Source organism: Nocardia cerradoensis NBRC 101014, from assembly GCF_000308535.1.
GTDB lineage: Bacteria > Actinomycetota > Actinomycetes > Mycobacteriales > Mycobacteriaceae > Nocardia > Nocardia cerradoensis.
The window spans coordinates 44,297-59,196 of sequence record NZ_BAFW01000012.1 but is presented as its reverse complement, the minus strand read 5'-3'; the positions used below and the strand labels follow the sequence as shown (position 1 = coordinate 59,196).

The following is a 14,900-nucleotide window of genomic DNA, read 5'->3' as shown; positions in this document are numbered from 1 at the left end:
AAGCTCCAAACCGAATCGGCGGACAGATGCCTGATCACGCTACCGGAGCCGGATAACGAGACTGCACCGGTATTGGGCTGCACGTACGGATTCGAGGCTACCGTCACATCCACCATTGACATACATACGGTATGTAGGTAACTCTGGAGCACATCACCCCCACTCCGGAAGGCATGTCATGGGAATCAGCACCAGCCTCGGCCCGATCAGTCACGTCACCGTGCCGGGCGGCCGCATCCGTTATCACGACACCGGTTCCGGGTCGCCGGTGGTCTTCGTGCACGGCCTGCTCGTCAACGCCGATCTGTGGCGCAAGGTGGTGCCGGACGTCGCCGCCGCCGGGCATCGCTGCCTCACCCCGGATTGGCCGTTCGGCTCGCATTCAGAGCCGATGCCCGCCGCCGACCTCTCCCCGACCGGCGCGGCCGATCTGATCGCGGCGTTCCTGCGGGAACTCGATCTCACCGACGTCACCCTGGTGGCCAACGACACCGGCGGGGCGATCACGCAGATCATGCTGTCGCGCGACCGCAGCCGGGTCGGGCGCGTGGTGTTCACCAACTGCGACGCCTACGAGAAGTTCTTCCCGCAACCGTTCACTCCGCTGCCGCGGCTCTCGCGCGTACCCGGCCTGCTCACCGCGATTCTGCAGAGCCTGCGCTTCCGGCCGGCGCAGCGGTTGCCCCTCGCCTACGGGTTGGTCACCAAACAGCCGCTACCGCACGAGATCGCGGATTCCTACCTGCTGCCTAGCCGCAATTCGGCGGCCATCCGCGCCGATCTGCGCCGGTTCCTGCGCGATATCCACAAGCGCCATACCCTCGCGGCCGCGCGTACTTTCGGCGAGTGGGATCTGCCGGTGCTGCTGGCCTGGGCGCCGGAGGACAAGGTGTTCCGCCTCGATTTCGCGCAGCGGCTGGCGCACGATCTGCCCGATGCCACGCTGCGCACGATCGAGGATTCGCTCACCTTCATCTCGGAGGACCAGCCCGAGTTGCTCAGCCGGTTGATCGTGGAGTTCACTCGGCTGCATGCCACGCCGTAGCCAGGAGGACAGATCACGCGCGACGCGGGCGAGTCTCGAGTCGGTCGGGCGGCGGCTGTTCGCCGAACGCGGATATTCCGCGGTGTCGGCGGAGGAGATCGTCGCCGCGGCCGGTGTCACCCGCGGCGCGCTGCATCATCACTACGGCGACAAGCGCGGCCTGTTCATCGCGGTACTGGAACAGCTCGAGGCGGACAACACCGAGGAGGTCCGGCGTGCGATCGACACCCTGCCCGACCCGACCGATCTGCCGGCCGCGATGGCGACCGGCCTGCATACCTTCCTCATGATCAGCCGCCGCCCGGAAACGGTCCGGATCGCCATGTCCGACGGCCCTGCCGTACTCGGCTGGCAGGGCTGGCGTGAGATGGAAGCGCGCCACGGACTCGGGCTGATCACCAATCAGCTGGAATTGGCTGTGGAGTCCGGCCTCGCGCCCGCGGTCCCGGTCCGGACCCTGGCCCAATTGATTCTGGCCGCGATCACCGAGGCGGGCATGATCGTCGCGCACGCCGACGACCCGGACGCGGCCGGCGCCGAGGCCGAGCAGTGCATTCTGATGATGCTCGGCGGATTGCTCACACCGCCGAGCACGTCACCGAGCCGGTAGGTTCTCGAACCTGCTCGGCACCGAATGTGCGTGCACCCCAGGTCGACTCGCTCTGCGATGACATATGCCGGCCCGCCACGACGAACGGCCCGGCCACGACGTCATGCGTGACGCTCAGGGGCGGCTCAGCGCGCTCGCGTTGGCATTCTCGCCCAGGAGTTCGGATTCCGGCTTACCGGAGAGAATTCCTTCCAGGACGTTCTTGCCGACGGCAGCCTCATCGGGCAGCGGGATCGGGTACTTGCCGTCGAAGCACGCGCAGCACAGCCGGGTGCGCGGCTGCTCGGTGGCCGCGATCATGCCGTCGAGCGAGATGTAGCCCAAGCTGTCGGCGCCGATGGAACGGCGCACGCTCTCGACCATCGCCGCTTCCGAATCCTGCGAGCCCTCCGCCAGTTCCGGTCCGGCGCCGTTGGCGATCAACTCGGCCGGCGAGGCGAAGTCGATGCCGTAGAAGCAGGGCCACTTGACCGGCGGGGAGGCGATGCGCACGTGGATCTCCAGCGCCCCGGCCTCGCGCAGCATCCGGATCAGGGCCCGCTGGGTGTTGCCGCGGACGATCGAGTCGTCGACGACGATCAACCGCTTCCCGCGAATCACCTCGCGCAACGGGTTGAGCTTGAGCCGGATACCGAGCTGGCGGATGGTCTGGCTGGGCTGGATGAAGGTACGGCCCACATAGGCGTTCTTCATCAGTCCCTGGCCGTAGGGCACCCCGGATCCCTGGGCGTAGCCCACCGCGGCGGGCGTACCGGATTCCGGGACCGGGATCACCAGATCGGCGTCGACGGGATGTTCGGCGGCCAGCCGGCGGCCGATGTCGACCCGGGTGGCATGCACCGAGCGACCGGCGATCGTCGAATCCGGCCGGGCCAGGTAGACGTATTCGAAGACACAGCCCTTCGGTTCGGGATTGGCGAACCGCAGCGAGCGCACCCCGTCCGCGTCGATCGCCAGCAGTTCGCCCGGCTCGATCTCACGGACGAACGAGGCGCCCACGATGTCGAGCGCGGCGGTCTCGCTGGCAACTACCCAGCCGCGGTCGAGGCGGCCCAGGCACAGCGGCCGCACACCCTGCGGATCCCGCGCCGCGTAGAGGGTGTGCTCGTCCATGAAGGTCAGGCAGAAGGCGCCGCGCAGCGTGGGCAGCAACTCCATGGCCGCCTGCTCGATGCTCTTGTCGGCCGCGGCATGGGCCAGCAGCGCGGTCATCACATCCGAATCGGAGGTGGCGGTGATCGCGCTGCCCGGCAGGCGGCCGTTGATCAGACCCAATTCCCGGGCCCGGGTTGCCAATTCGGCGGTGTTGACCAGATTGCCGTTGTGCCCCAACGCGAGTCCGGTGCCGACCGCCGTGGTGCGGAAGATCGGCTGCGCGTTCTCCCAGATGGTGGAACCGGTGGTCGAGTAACGGCAGTGCCCGATGGCGATATGCCCGGGCATCGCCGCCAGCGTCTGCTCGTCGAAGACTTGCGAAACCAGGCCCAGGTCTTTGAACACCAGCACCTGCGAACCGTCGGCGACCGCGATACCGGCGGCCTCCTGTCCACGGTGCTGCAAGGCATAGAGGCCGTAATACGTGAGCTTGGCCACATCCTCGCCCGGAGCCCAGACGCCGAAGACGCCACACTCCTCGCGGGGCTCGTTCTCAGGCTCGTCGACTGCGGAGGTGTTTCGGCCTGCGGCGGTCTTCGGGATCGACAGATCGGCGTGGGTCACCGTTTGCTCCCTGTTAGTCGGGCGGGGGGCACCAATCATTCTACGGGTCATCCGCGCGAAACCCACGTCCGGATCCGCCGGGTGGCGAGCTGTTTGCTGCTACGGTTCGACCGTGGCGAGCACCGACACCGCACTACAAAGTCGAAATCTGCGGCGGCTGATTCCGTTTCGATGGATGTTCCCTGTGGCGGTCCTCTCAGTGGTGGCGGCGTTGCTGGGGCTGCTGTATCTCGACTACGTCGTCGATCCGCAGCGGAATCTGCACGACTTCCCGATCGCCCTGGTCAACCAGGACGTGGGCGAGACGCTCGGCGCACCCGGCCAGGAAAAACACGTGAACTTCGGCGACCAGGTCGCCGACGGGCTGCGGGCCGCCGTGCCCGCCGATCAGATCGATCTGCGCGTACTCGGGCTGCCGGAGGCCCAGCAGCAGATGCAGAACGGCCAGGTCTACGGCACGGTCGTCATTCCCAGCGATTTCAGCAAGCGGCTGGGGATCCTGGGTGTGGGCAGTGTCATACCGGGCGATATCGAGCGTCCGATCATCACCCTGATGACCAATCCGCGTTCGGGCACCTACGCCACCCAGATCGTGGTGCGGTTCGGTAATCAGGCGCTGCCGCAGATCAACGACAAGGTAGGTCAGCAGCTCGTCGAGCAGGTGCGGGCTCAGCTCGCCCCGGCGCCCGGCGGCCCGCCCGCCCCCGAACTGTCCGGCGCGACCCGCCTCACGCTGGCGCAGCCGCTGGAGATCCTGGTGCAGGAGTTCCATCCCCTGCCGGGCGGATCCGGTCAGGGGCTGACGGCCTTCTTCTACGCACTGCTGTTGCTGATGGCCGGCATGCTCGGCGCGATGATCGTGCACACCATGATCGACTCCGCCCTCGGCTTCGTGCCGACCGAATACGGGCCGTGGTACGTGCATTATCCCGCCACACCGGTCTCCCGACTCCGCACGCTGTTGATCAAATGGGCGGTCATGGCGGTCGCCGCGGTGGTGGTCTCCGCGATTCTGCTCGGCATCGGCGCGGCGCTGGGGATGCCGCTGGACAATCCGCTGGGCCTGTATCTCTACGGGGTGCTCGCGATCATCGCAGTCGGATTCACCGGTATCTCCATCCTGGCCGCGATCGGCTCGGCCGGTCTGCTGGTGAACATGATCCTGTTCATCGTGCTGGGGCTGCCGTCGTCGGGTGGCACGGTGCCGATCGAGGCGACGCCGAAGTACCTGGGCTGGCTGGCCACCTTCGAACCCATGCATCAGGTGTTCCTGGCGGTGCGTTCGCTGCTGTATTTCGACGGCAACGGCGCGGCCGGTTTCACCCGCGGATTCTGGATGACCGTGCTCGGCCTCGGAATCGGGGTGGCGCTCGGGTTGATCGTGACGCGCTTCTACGACCGAAAAGGGTTGGAGCGCAAGCCGATCAACCGCACCGAGCCCGCACCGGCCTAGTTCACAGCGCCACCAGCGGCAGCCAGCGGGCCAACTCCCCCGCCCGGATTCCCGACGCGCTCAGCGCGCCCGTCTCCACCGCGGTCTCGAAATCGAGCAGTCCCGCCGCGAGCAACAGCCACGTCCGCGGGTCGGTCTCCACCACATTCGGCGGCGTCCCGCGGGTGTGCCGCGGACCCTCGATGCACTGCACCGCCACGAAGGGCGGTACCCGCACCTCCACCGAGGCGCCCGGCGCCGCCGCGGCCAGACTTCGCGCGGTTGCGCGCACGGCCGCCGCCAGCTCGGACCGCCCCGGCTGTGCCGCCGACTCGTCGCGCAGCCACGCACCGACCGCGGCCACCGAATCACGCACCTGAGCAGGGTCCACAGCCGAATGTCGCGCCATTCCACCGAGCGTAGCGAGCGGGCCGGACATATCGCGCCGGTGGGCCGGGGCGTCGGCCGTATGCCCGACGCGATCCGTCCACAACTGTCAACAGGGCGGCTCATGGACACGCGGAGCGCCACCTTCGGCACGAGGAGGCGTCGTGGCGCGCCGGTCCCGTAGTGCGCGGGCCGCCCGCGGTGCGAGCGCGCCCCCGGCATTGAGGGCGAGGTGGGCGAGGGCGGGCGCCGTCGCACTGCCGGTGCGGCGGCGAAGCCACGAGAAGAGCAGGCCGCCCGCGGCGGTGACGGCGACAGTCACCGGGACGCTGTCGCCTGCGGACCGTGCCGGGTGAATATGCCACAGACCGAATACCAGTGCGCCGCAATGCCTTCGCACGGGCCCCGCATCCTCGAACAGCCGATCCAGCGTCCCCCGGAAGATCAGCTCCTCGCTGTAGACGGTGCCCACCGGAATGTGCAGGCCGACCCATTCGGCCGTGCTCACCTCCGGCGTACGCTCGGCGACCGCCGCTATCCGATCGCGAATTCCCGGCACGGCCAGGCCCACGCCGTACGCCGCGCCGACCGCACCGAACGCGGCTGCGCCCCAGGCGAAACCGCGCCGGGACAGCCACTCCGGCCGGCCGTCGAAGACAGCGGCGTATCCGGTCGCGAACGCGGCGTTGGCGAACGTGCGGCCGCGTATGCCCGACCCCAGCCGCGGCAGCACGAGATTGCTCCACACCAGGGCGACGCAGGCTGCCGGAAGAGTGCGTACCGGGCGTCGGCGACTCATCGCTCCGCGCCCTGCGAATGCGCGTTCTCCGCCGCGGTGGCGACGACTCCGCCCCTCATTTCACCACGCGTTCGAACGCTTCCGACAGTTCCAGCTGGGTTCGGATGTTCTCCTGCAGCCGGGGATTCCAATCCGGTGGTGGCAGCACGGCCGCCCAGCCGTCGAGGACCAGGGTGCCGTAGTTGTGGCCGTGCCCGTCGCTGACGCCCTGGGCGTTGGTCAGGTCGGCGGCGACCTGCCAGAAGGTGACCAGCGGCCACCAGCGCATCTGCGTGGACACGTCGGAGCCGCGCGATTCGGAGAGCCAATCAGGTTGGGAGAAGATCAGATCCGGCGACCACCAGACGATCGGGTCGGAGGGGTGTTGCAGATAGGCGATGCGCGGATGCCGCCATTCCGGTGACGGTTTCGCCAGATCCGGTGCGCCGGAGGCGAATCGGACCACGAGCCCGTCGGCGTAGATCGGCTCCACCTCGCGGGTGCCGGGATCGCGGCGCTCGACGAACTGCTTCCACAGCCGATTCGTATTCGGCGGCCCCACCCACAGCGCGCCGTCCACCTTGGCGCGCAGATCGGCCAGCCCGTCGAAGGCCGCCTCCGATCCCTGCGAACCCAGGCTCTCCCCGTAGACCAGTAGTTTCGGTCGCGACTGCGGCGGCCGCGCCGACCAAGCGGCATAGACCGCGTCGAACATCTTCTTCCCGGCCACCGCGACCTTCTCCCGGTCCGCGAGGAAGGACAGCACGCTGGGCAGATAGGAGTACTGCGAGGCCAGGATCGCGGTGTCGCCGCCGTACATGTACTCGAGCGCACCCGCGGATGTCGAGTTCACCCATCCCGTTCCGGTGGTGGTGACGATGACCAGGACCTTGCGGTCGAAGGCGTGGGTGCGTTCGAGTTCGGCGACCGCCAGCTGCTCCTGCGTCCGGCCCTCGTCCGCCGAGCCGAGGCCGACGTAGGCCCGGACCGGTTCCCGCGCGGGCTTACCCGTCACCGCGGCGATCCGGAAGGCATCGGGTCCGTGCGAGACGAACCATCGCCCCTCCGAACCGAGCGTGTCCCATTTGGCCAGCGATGCGGGGCTGCCGGAGCGTTCGGGCGCGGTCGGCTGCACCGCGTACGGCGTCATCTTGTCGTTGCGCACGCTGAACGCCGAGTTGGCGACGGTGAAGAACGCCTCCGACAGCACACCGTTGAACAGCAGCACCGCCACCACGGCCAGCACGATCGCGCCGATGCTCGGGGCCAGCTGCGGCGGCACCCGCACCCAGCGGCTGAGCAGCCGTGCGAAGAACCGCACGATCCACCGCGCCGTGCGATAGATCGCCACCACCAGCGCGGCCACCGCGGCACTGAGCCCGCCGGTGCGCAGATAGGCGGCGCGCGTGGTGCCTTCCATATCCATCAGGTCGTAGATCTGACGTTGCCAGTCCGCCGAGAGAACGAGCATGTAGATCGCGGTGAGGACGCAGATCGTCAAAATCGTCACCTTCACCGCGTAGCGAATCCGCAGCGACGGCGTACGGAACCGCAGGCGCGGCCGGATCAGTCTGCGGAAGCCCCACTCCAGCAGACAGCCCACGCCGTAGCCGATGGCGGCGTTGAGACCGCTGATCAGGCCTTGGAACAACCAGTCGCGCGGCAGCAGCGACGGCGTCACCGACCAGGCGAAAAATACTGTCGCGGTGACCAGTCCGACGTAATTGAGCGCGATGATGTCGTCCTCGAGCCGCCGCAGCAGCCGCAGGCCTCGCCGATAGACCACGACGCCGCGCGTACGCAGCGTCGTGAGAGTCTCGGCGGTATCGAGCACCCGTCAAGTATGGCGGTCGGCGTGTGGAAATCGGGGACCTCGCCACGTGAGGCAAACAACTGCTACAACGGGAATTACCCGGGGTACTCGAGTAGTTCTACGCACGATCCCCGCGGCCCGGGACCGCACACTCGAGGGTATGAGCACTCCCACCCAGCAGAAGAGCAGCCCCGCATTCCTGGCCCAGGCCGCGATCGCCTTCGGTGTCAGCTTCGTCGCCGCCACCGCCGGCATCGTCTATCTGCCGCTGGACATCTGGCAGCGCGGTTTCCTGCTGATGACCACGCTGTTCATGGTCTCGAGCGCGTTCACCCTCGCCAAGGTGATCCGCGACCAGTTCGAATCCGCGCGCGTGCATCAGCGCATCGACGAGGCCCGCGTGGAAAAGCTGATGGCCGAGCACGATCCGTTCCGGATGTGAGCGGACCGCGGCGCCGCGGTCCGCATCGGGTCACTCCGCGGTGGCGCCGAAAAGCGCGGGCAGCGTGCCCTCGTGGGCGGTGCGCAGTTCGTCCATCGTGATCGAGAACTGGCCTTGCACCTCGACCGAATCCGAGCCCTGATCCACGACGCCGATGCGCACCCACGGCAGTTCGCGCGCGGTGCACATCTTGGTGAAACGCGTTTCCTCCGACCGCGGTACGGCGACCAGGACGCGTCCGGCCGATTCCGAGAACAGCGTGACGAACGGGTCGTCGCCCTCGGGAAGCAGGATGCGCACACCGGTTTCGCCGGCCAGCGCCCCTTCGACCACCGCCTGGGCCAGTCCGCCCTCGCTGAGATCGTGTGCGGCGCTGATCATTCCGTCGCGAGAACCGGCGGTCAGCACCTCGGCGAGCAACTGTTCGCGGGCGAAGTCCACCCGCGGCGGCACACCGCCCAGGTGATCGTGTTCGACCTGCGACCAGATCGATCCGTCGAATTCGTCGCGGGTCTCGCCGAGCAGGATCAGCGTCTCACCCGGTTCGGTGCCGAATCCGGTCGGGATGCGCCGGTGCACATCGTCGATGACACCGAGCACGCCGACCACCGGGGTCGGCAGGATCGCGGTCTGACCGGTCTGGTTGTAGAAGCTGACGTTGCCGCCGGTGACCGGAATGCCCAGGGCCACACAGCCGTCCGCGAGGCCGCGCACGGCCTGCTGGAACTGCCACATCACGCCCGGATCCTCGGGGGAACCGAAGTTGAGGCAGTTGGTGACGGCCTTCGGGGTGGCGCCGGTGCTGGCGACGTTGCGGTAGGCCTCGGCCAGCGCCAGCTGCGCGCCGGTGTACGGGTCGAGTTTGGTGTAGCGACCCGAGGCGTCGGTGGCCAGGGCGATGCCGCGGCCGGACTCCTCGTCGATGCGGATCACACCCGCGTCGGCATGTTCGGCCAGCACCGTGTTGCCGCGCACGTACCGGTCGTACTGCTCGACGATCCACTTGCGGCTGCACAGCTGCGGGCTGGAGATCAGCTTCAGCAGCGTGGCCCGCAGCTCGTCGCCGGACTTCGGCCGGGCCAGCCCGGCGGTGGTGTCGGCGACCAGGGCGTCCTGCTCCTCGGGGCGCTGCACGGGCCGCTCGTAGACGGGGCCTTCGTGCGCGACGGTGCGCGGCGGCACGTCCACCACGGTTTCGCCGTGCCACTTCACCACCAGGCGGTCGCCGTCGGTGACCTCGCCGATCACGGTGGCCAGCACATCCCACTTGTGGCAGACGGCCATGAACGCCTCGACGTTGTCCGGCGTCACCACCGCGCACATGCGCTCCTGCGATTCGCTCGAAAGCACTTCCGCAGGGGTCATATTCGCCGCGCGCAGCGGCACCTTGTCCAGGTCGATGCGCATACCGCCGTCGCCGGCCGCCGCCAATTCCGACGTCGCGCAGGACAATCCGGCACCGCCGAGGTCCTGGATGCCGACCACCAGTCCGGCGTGGTACAGCTCGAGACAGCACTCGATGAGCACCTTCTCGGCGAACGGGTCGCCCACCTGCACGCTCGGCAGTTTCTTACGGCCCGAAGCGGATTCGTCACCGGAGAAGGTGTCCGAGGCCAGCACCGACACACCGCCGATACCGTCCAGACCGGTCCGCGCGCCGAACAGCACGATCTTGTTGCCGGTGCCGGAGGCGAAGGCCAGATGCAGATCCTCCACCCGCATCACGCCCGCGCACAGCGCGTTCACCAGTGGATTGCCCTGATAGGAGGCGTCGAAGACCGTTTCACCACCGACGTTGGGCAGGCCGAGGGAGTTGCCGTAGCCGCCGACGCCGCGCACCACGCCGTCGACCACGCGCCGGGTGTCGGGGTGGTCGGCAGCGCCGAAGCGCAGCTGGTCCATCACCGCGATCGGGCGCGCGCCCATCGCCATGATGTCACGCACGATGCCGCCGACGCCGGTGGCCGCACCCTGATACGGCTCGACGTAGGAGGGGTGGTTGTGGCTTTCCACCTTGAAGGTGACCGCCCAGCCGTCACCGATGTCCACCACGCCGGCGTTCTCGCCGATACCGGCCAGCATGGAGGCGCGCATCTCGTCGGTGGTGGTCTGGCCGAAGTAGCGCAGATGCACCTTCGAGGACTTGTAGGAGCAGTGTTCGCTCCACATCACCGAGTACATCGCCAGCTCGGCATCGGTGGGGCGGCGGCCCAGAATGTCGCGGATGCGCGCGTATTCGTCGTCCTTGAGACCCAGCTCCTTGTACGGCTGCGGGGTATCCGGGGTGGCTGCGGCGGCGCTGACGGTGTCGACGTGGACAGTCACGGTGGGCTACCTAGGTCCTTTCGGCCGGGCAAACGTGCAGCTACGAGCTCCGACGCTGGAGTGAGAGACGGAATGCACGCGGATGGGGAGTCCTTGCCAGTCTAATGGGTGCCAAACCCACCCCGACCAGGCAGCACCTGTTCACCGGTACGCTGAGCCGGTGAACGATCGATCCAGGGTCGCGGATCCGGACGAACTGCCCGCGACCACGTCGTCCGCGCGGTCCACCGGGGGGCTGACGACTCGGCAGCGACGGCTGCTCATGATCGCGATCGCCCTGTTCGTCGTCTCGGCGATCGTCTCCTGGGCCGCCCACATCTGGACCGGCTACATCGATCTTCAGGTCTACCGCAACGGCGCGCACACGTGGCTCGACGGCGGCGACCTGTACGGGCCGATGCCCAAGGTCCACGGCATCGGGCTGCCGTTCACCTATCCGCCGCTGGCCGCGTTGTTCTTCGCGCCGCTCGCGCTGATGCCGCTCGCCGTCGCCGAATGGCTGGTGCTGCTCACCTCGATGGCGAGCCTGGCGGTCACGCTGTGGCTGGTGCTGGTCCGGGTGCGTCCGCGGATGGACCGGTCCACCCGGGTGATCCTGCTGATCGGGGCGCTCGCCGTGCTCGGCCTGTCCGAACCGGTGCGCCAGACCTACAACTTCGGCCAGATCAATCTGATCCTGATGGCGGCCGTCGCGCTCGACGCGCTGGTGCGCAAACCGTTCTGGCCGCGCGGCATGCTGATCGGAATCACGGTGTCGGTGAAGCTGATTCCGGCCGGCTATCTGCTGTACTTCCTGTTGCGCCGGGACTGGCGGGCGTGCCTGACCCTCATCGCCTCGGCGATCGGCGCGATCGCGCTGGCATTCCTGCTGTTCCCGCACGATTCCACCGAATACTGGTTCCACACGCTGATCGATACCGGTCGCATCGGGCCGCCGCAGTACGCGGGCAATCAGTCGCTCAAGGGTTTCGCATTCCGCCTGGGCGTCTCCGACGCGGCCGCGACCGGGATCTGGATCGGGTTGTCGCTCATCGCGATCGGACTGGCCGCCCTGTGGATGAAGCGGCTGCTCGACGCCGGCCACCAGGTGTCCGCGCTGCTGGTCAATTCGGCGGCGGTCCTGCTGGTCTCGCCGGTCTCGTGGTCGCATCACTGGGTGTGGGTCGCCCCCGCGCTCCTGGTCGCGGGCGACCTGATCGCCCGGATGCCGGCCGCGGACGCCACGGGCACACCGGGACGTGCGGCGCGGCGGCGGATGTGGATCGCGATCACCGCCGCGATCACCGTGCTGTTCATGGTCGGCCCGCAATGGGTGCTGCCGCACAACGCCGACCGCGAACTCCGCTGGGCGTGGTGGCAGCAGATCATCGGCAGCAGCTATGTGCTGGTGACCTTCGCCGCCCTGGTGATCGCGGCGATCGCCTATCGCCCGAGTGGCGTGAGGAACGCCGCCAGCGCCGCCGAATAGGAGGCCACGTCCGCGGCGCCCATCAGTTCGCGGGCCGAATGCATCGCCAGCTGCGGTGCACCCACGTCGACGGTCGGCATGCCGGTGCGCGCCGCGGTCATCGGGCCGATGGTCGAACCGCACGGCAGATCCGCGCGATGGACGTACCGCTGCAGCGGCACCCCGGCCTGCGCGCAGGCCAGGGCGAAGGCTCCGGCACCGACCGCGTCGGTGGCGTAGCGCAGATTCTGGTTCACCTTCAGCACCGGGCCACCGCCGACCTCGATGCGATGCGAGGGCTCGTGCCGGTCCGGATAGTTGGGGTGGGTGGCGTGCGCCATATCACCGGAGGCGCAGATCGAACCCGCCAGTGCCGCAAGGTAGTCCGCGCGGCCACCGCCGCGGGCGAGCACGATCCGCTCCAGGATCGCGGGCAGCAGATCCGATTGCGCGCCGCGGTCGGATTGGCTGCCGACCTCCTCGTGATCGAACATCGCCAGCACCGGGGTGAGGTCACCGGCCCGGTCGGCGGCGGCCAGGAACGCCCGCAGTCCGGCATAGCAGGTGGCCTGATTGTCCAGCCGCGGTGCGCTCACCAGATCCTGATCGCGGCCGACCACCCGGCTCGGTTCCAGATCGTGGGTCATCAGTTCCCATCCGAGCACGTCGCCGGCGGCGACGCCGGCCCGCTCGGCGACGTAGGCGATGAACGAACGCGGCCGCTCCCCCAGCCCCCAGATGCCGTTGACATGGCGTTGCGGATCCAGCGTCACCCCGCGGCGGTCCTCGGACAGGTGGATGGCCAGTTGCGGCACCCGCACCAGCGGATCGTCGATGCGCACCAGCCGCTGTCCCAGCCCGTCGCCCTCGCGGACGGTGAGCCGGCCCGAGATGCCGAGATCGCGGTCCAGCCAGGAATTGAGCCAGGCACCGCCGTAGGGTTCCAGGCCGATCATCTGCCAGCCCGCGACGGCCAGATCGGGATGCTGTTTGACGCGCAGATTCGGGCTGTCGGTGTGCGCGCCGACCACTCGGAACGCCCCGGCCGGATCGGTGTTCGCCGCGGCCCATGCCACCAGCGACCCGCCGCGGATCACGAAGTAGCGGCCCACTCCCCCGTTCGTCTCCGCCGCCTCGGCCCACGGCCGGGCCTCGGGCAGTTCGGTGAATCCGTGGGCCGCCAATTCGGCTGCCACGGTGCGGCATACGTGGAACGGGGACGGCGAGGCATCGATGAAGGCGCACAGCCCGGAGGCCGTCGCGGTGGAGGAGACCGGCATACCGGCGATCCTAACGGCTGTCGGAATTGCCGTATTTTTGCCGAGTCGGCCGTCGCACCCCGAACGGGATCACTCCGACTGCGTCTCGACCATCAACTCGAGTAGCCGGAGCAATTCCGCGTGATTTCGCGCGCCGATTCGTTTCCGCAATTCCTCTTCGGCCAGTGACTCCTGCTCGCGAACCGAATCCACCAGATCCTTGCCGCGGTGGGTCAAACCGATGAGAATGCGGCGGCGATCGTCCTCGGCCGCAATGCGAAAGATCAGGCCGCGTTCGGCCAGGGCGTCGGCGTGGCGGGTGGCCGACGACGGCGGTAGCTGGGCGCGAACCGCCAGTTCGCTCATGGTGATGCCGGAGCGGTCGGACAGATTCGACAGCATGGCCCACTGATCGGCGGTCAGCTGCCTGGCACACAGTGCCGCGTCGAGGTGCCGGAGCCAACCGCGTTCCGCAGCGCGCAGCGCCCCGTGCAGCGTGGCGGCGCCACTTACAATGGTCGACATATTCTCCGCCCCATCATTTCGCTCGGATACGAAGAAGGGTACCGAATGTTCTCCTTCGGCGAGAGCCCGGACGAAGTGGTCGAGGTACTGAATATCGTCCCGCTGCAGGGCCCCGTCGGAATTGTCGCGCCGTCCTGTGAAGCCGCGATTTCCTTGGCCGCGAAAGAAATCAACAGTGGCACAGGAATTCTGGGCCGGCAGGTGCGGGTGACGACCATCGACGGCGGCCGCAGTCCGGCCGAGGTGGCCGACGAGGTTTCGGCGCTGCTGGCCACCGGAATGGTCGATGCCATCACCGGCTGGCACATCTCCGCGGTACGCCAGGCGGTTGCCCGGGTCACCGGCGGGCGGGTCCCCTATCTGTTCGCCAACGTCTACGAGGAGTTGCCGAACGAACCGGCCGAGGTGGTGATGATCGGCGAGGCGCCCAGCGGCCACATCCTGCCGGCCATGCGGTGGCTGTCGCGGGAATTCGGCACCCGGCGCTGGGCGATCATCGGCAACGACTACATCTGGCCGGTGGCCACCGGGCGCGACGTCCGTGCCGCGTACCGCGACGCCGTCCACTTCGAGCGCTACGTGCCGCTGGGCACCCGGGACTTCGGGTCGATCCTCACCGATCCGCTGCTGGACCGGGTCGACGGCATCGTGATGCTGCTGGTCGGGATGGACGCGGTCCGGTTCAATCAGCAGTTCACCGCGATGGGCCGGGCCGCGACGCAACTGCGGGTCAGTCCGGTCGTCGACGAACAACTCCTGCTCGCAGCGGGCCCTGGCGCCAATTCCGATCTCTATGTCGCGTCCAGTCTGTTCCCGGACGTGAGCTCCGATCCCGACCGGCTCGCGCGCTACCACCACATGCACGGCCGCTTCGCGCCGAAACTCACCTACTTCGGCAACACCGCCTACGAGGCGCTGCACACGCTGCGGGCGATGGCCCATGCGGTCGGCTCGCTCGAGGTGCCGCGGATGCGGGCCGCGCTCGAGGACGGCGTGGTGCTGGAGACGCCGTCGGGCGCGCGGATGTACCGCGACAACCACGTGGTCCGCCCGCCCAGTCTGATCGCCCGCGCAGAGGGCGTGGACCTGCGAATTCTGGACACTTTGTACTGACGCCG

General features: G+C 68.3%; 13 protein-coding genes. 6 read left to right on the top strand and 7 right to left on the bottom strand.

Going from position 1 to position 14,900, the window contains the following annotated elements:
* Positions 1-178: 178 nt before the first annotated feature.
* A complete protein-coding gene (locus ON23_RS02815) occupies positions 179-1,045 on the top strand; it encodes an alpha/beta fold hydrolase (protein WP_039776025.1) in 867 nt (288 codons plus the stop codon).
* On the top strand, positions 1,032-1,655 hold the full coding sequence (locus ON23_RS02810; protein ID WP_039776023.1) for a TetR/AcrR family transcriptional regulator: 624 nt from the start codon (positions 1,032-1,034) through the stop codon (positions 1,653-1,655). The genes ON23_RS02815 and ON23_RS02810 overlap by 14 nt, the downstream gene beginning before the upstream one ends.
* Positions 1,656-1,769: 114 nt before the next feature.
* On the opposite strand, the gene purF is transcribed toward ON23_RS02810, so the two are convergent.
* Entirely contained in the window at positions 1,770-3,374 is a 1,605-nt protein-coding gene (gene purF / locus ON23_RS02805; RefSeq protein ID WP_039776021.1) for an amidophosphoribosyltransferase, read from the bottom strand.
* 175 nt (positions 3,375-3,549) lie between these two features.
* On the opposite strand from purF, the gene ON23_RS02800 reads away from it, so the two are divergent.
* Positions 3,550-4,827: a YhgE/Pip domain-containing protein gene (locus ON23_RS02800; protein ID WP_039776018.1), complete on the top strand. Its 1,278-nt coding sequence runs from the start codon at positions 3,550-3,552 to the stop codon at positions 4,825-4,827.
* Position 4,828: 1 nt separating this feature from the next.
* On the opposite strand, the gene ON23_RS02795 is transcribed toward ON23_RS02800, so the two are convergent.
* From ON23_RS02795 to ON23_RS02785, 3 genes are all read right to left on the bottom strand, one after another.
* Entirely contained in the window at positions 4,829-5,215 is a 387-nt protein-coding gene (locus ON23_RS02795; RefSeq protein WP_039776017.1) for a sterol carrier family protein, read from the bottom strand.
* A gap of 87 nt (positions 5,216-5,302) precedes the next feature.
* Entirely contained in the window at positions 5,303-5,992 is a 690-nt protein-coding gene (locus ON23_RS02790) for a CPBP family intramembrane glutamic endopeptidase (protein WP_051041875.1), read from the bottom strand.
* A gap of 55 nt (positions 5,993-6,047) precedes the next feature.
* Positions 6,048-7,805: an alpha/beta hydrolase gene (locus ON23_RS02785; RefSeq protein WP_039776016.1), complete on the bottom strand. Its 1,758-nt coding sequence runs from the start codon at positions 7,803-7,805 to the stop codon at positions 6,048-6,050.
* Between the two features lie 139 nt (positions 7,806-7,944).
* Here ON23_RS02785 and ON23_RS02780 point away from each other — a divergent pair, with 139 nt between their 5' ends.
* Positions 7,945-8,226: a YiaA/YiaB family inner membrane protein gene (locus ON23_RS02780; protein WP_039776015.1), complete on the top strand. Its 282-nt coding sequence runs from the start codon at positions 7,945-7,947 to the stop codon at positions 8,224-8,226.
* Positions 8,227-8,256: 30 nt separating this feature from the next.
* On the opposite strand, the gene purL is transcribed toward ON23_RS02780, so the two are convergent.
* On the bottom strand, positions 8,257-10,551 hold the full coding sequence (purL, locus tag ON23_RS02775; RefSeq protein WP_039776013.1) for a phosphoribosylformylglycinamidine synthase subunit PurL: 2,295 nt from the start codon (positions 10,549-10,551) through the stop codon (positions 8,257-8,259).
* Between the two features lie 160 nt (positions 10,552-10,711).
* Between purL and ON23_RS02770 the strand changes: the two genes are divergently transcribed.
* Entirely contained in the window at positions 10,712-12,019 is a 1,308-nt protein-coding gene (locus tag ON23_RS02770; protein ID WP_245555898.1) for a glycosyltransferase 87 family protein, read from the top strand.
* On the opposite strand, the gene ON23_RS02765 is transcribed toward ON23_RS02770, so the two are convergent.
* Together ON23_RS02765 and ON23_RS02760 are read right to left on the bottom strand one after the other, a co-directional pair.
* Entirely contained in the window at positions 11,974-13,278 is a 1,305-nt protein-coding gene (locus ON23_RS02765; protein ID WP_039776011.1) for a M18 family aminopeptidase, read from the bottom strand. The genes ON23_RS02770 and ON23_RS02765 overlap by 46 nt on opposite strands.
* Before the next feature lie 69 nt (positions 13,279-13,347).
* The gene (locus ON23_RS02760; RefSeq protein ID WP_039776008.1) at positions 13,348-13,782 is read right to left on the bottom strand and encodes a MarR family winged helix-turn-helix transcriptional regulator; all 435 of its coding nucleotides are present in this window, start codon (positions 13,780-13,782) and stop codon (positions 13,348-13,350) included.
* Positions 13,783-13,827: 45 nt separating this feature from the next.
* Here ON23_RS02760 and ON23_RS02755 point away from each other — a divergent pair, with 45 nt between their 5' ends.
* Complete coding sequence (locus ON23_RS02755) at positions 13,828-14,895, top strand: substrate-binding domain-containing protein (protein ID WP_039776006.1); 1,068 nt, start codon at positions 13,828-13,830, stop codon at positions 14,893-14,895.
* Positions 14,896-14,900 lie beyond the last annotated feature (5 nt).

Excerpts from the sequence above, each read along its gene's own strand:
- ON23_RS02780 (WP_039776015.1), top strand. The coding sequence starts at position 7,945 with ATGAGCACTCCCACCCAGCAGAAGAGCAGCCCCGCATTCCTGGCCCAG.
- ON23_RS02795 (WP_039776017.1), bottom strand. The coding sequence starts at position 5,215 with ATGGCGCGACATTCGGCTGTGGACCCTGCTCAGGTGCGTGATTCGGTG.
- ON23_RS02815 (WP_039776025.1), top strand. The coding sequence starts at position 179 with ATGGGAATCAGCACCAGCCTCGGCCCGATCAGTCACGTCACCGTGCCG.
- ON23_RS02765 (WP_039776011.1), bottom strand. The coding sequence starts at position 13,278 with ATGCCGGTCTCCTCCACCGCGACGGCCTCCGGGCTGTGCGCCTTCATC.
- ON23_RS02800 (WP_039776018.1), top strand. The coding sequence starts at position 3,550 with ATGTTCCCTGTGGCGGTCCTCTCAGTGGTGGCGGCGTTGCTGGGGCTG.
- ON23_RS02790 (WP_051041875.1), bottom strand. The coding sequence starts at position 5,992 with ATGAGTCGCCGACGCCCGGTACGCACTCTTCCGGCAGCCTGCGTCGCC.
- ON23_RS02760 (WP_039776008.1), bottom strand. The coding sequence starts at position 13,782 with ATGTCGACCATTGTAAGTGGCGCCGCCACGCTGCACGGGGCGCTGCGC.
- ON23_RS02810 (WP_039776023.1), top strand. The coding sequence starts at position 1,032 with ATGCCACGCCGTAGCCAGGAGGACAGATCACGCGCGACGCGGGCGAGT.
- ON23_RS02755 (WP_039776006.1), top strand. The coding sequence starts at position 13,828 with ATGTTCTCCTTCGGCGAGAGCCCGGACGAAGTGGTCGAGGTACTGAAT.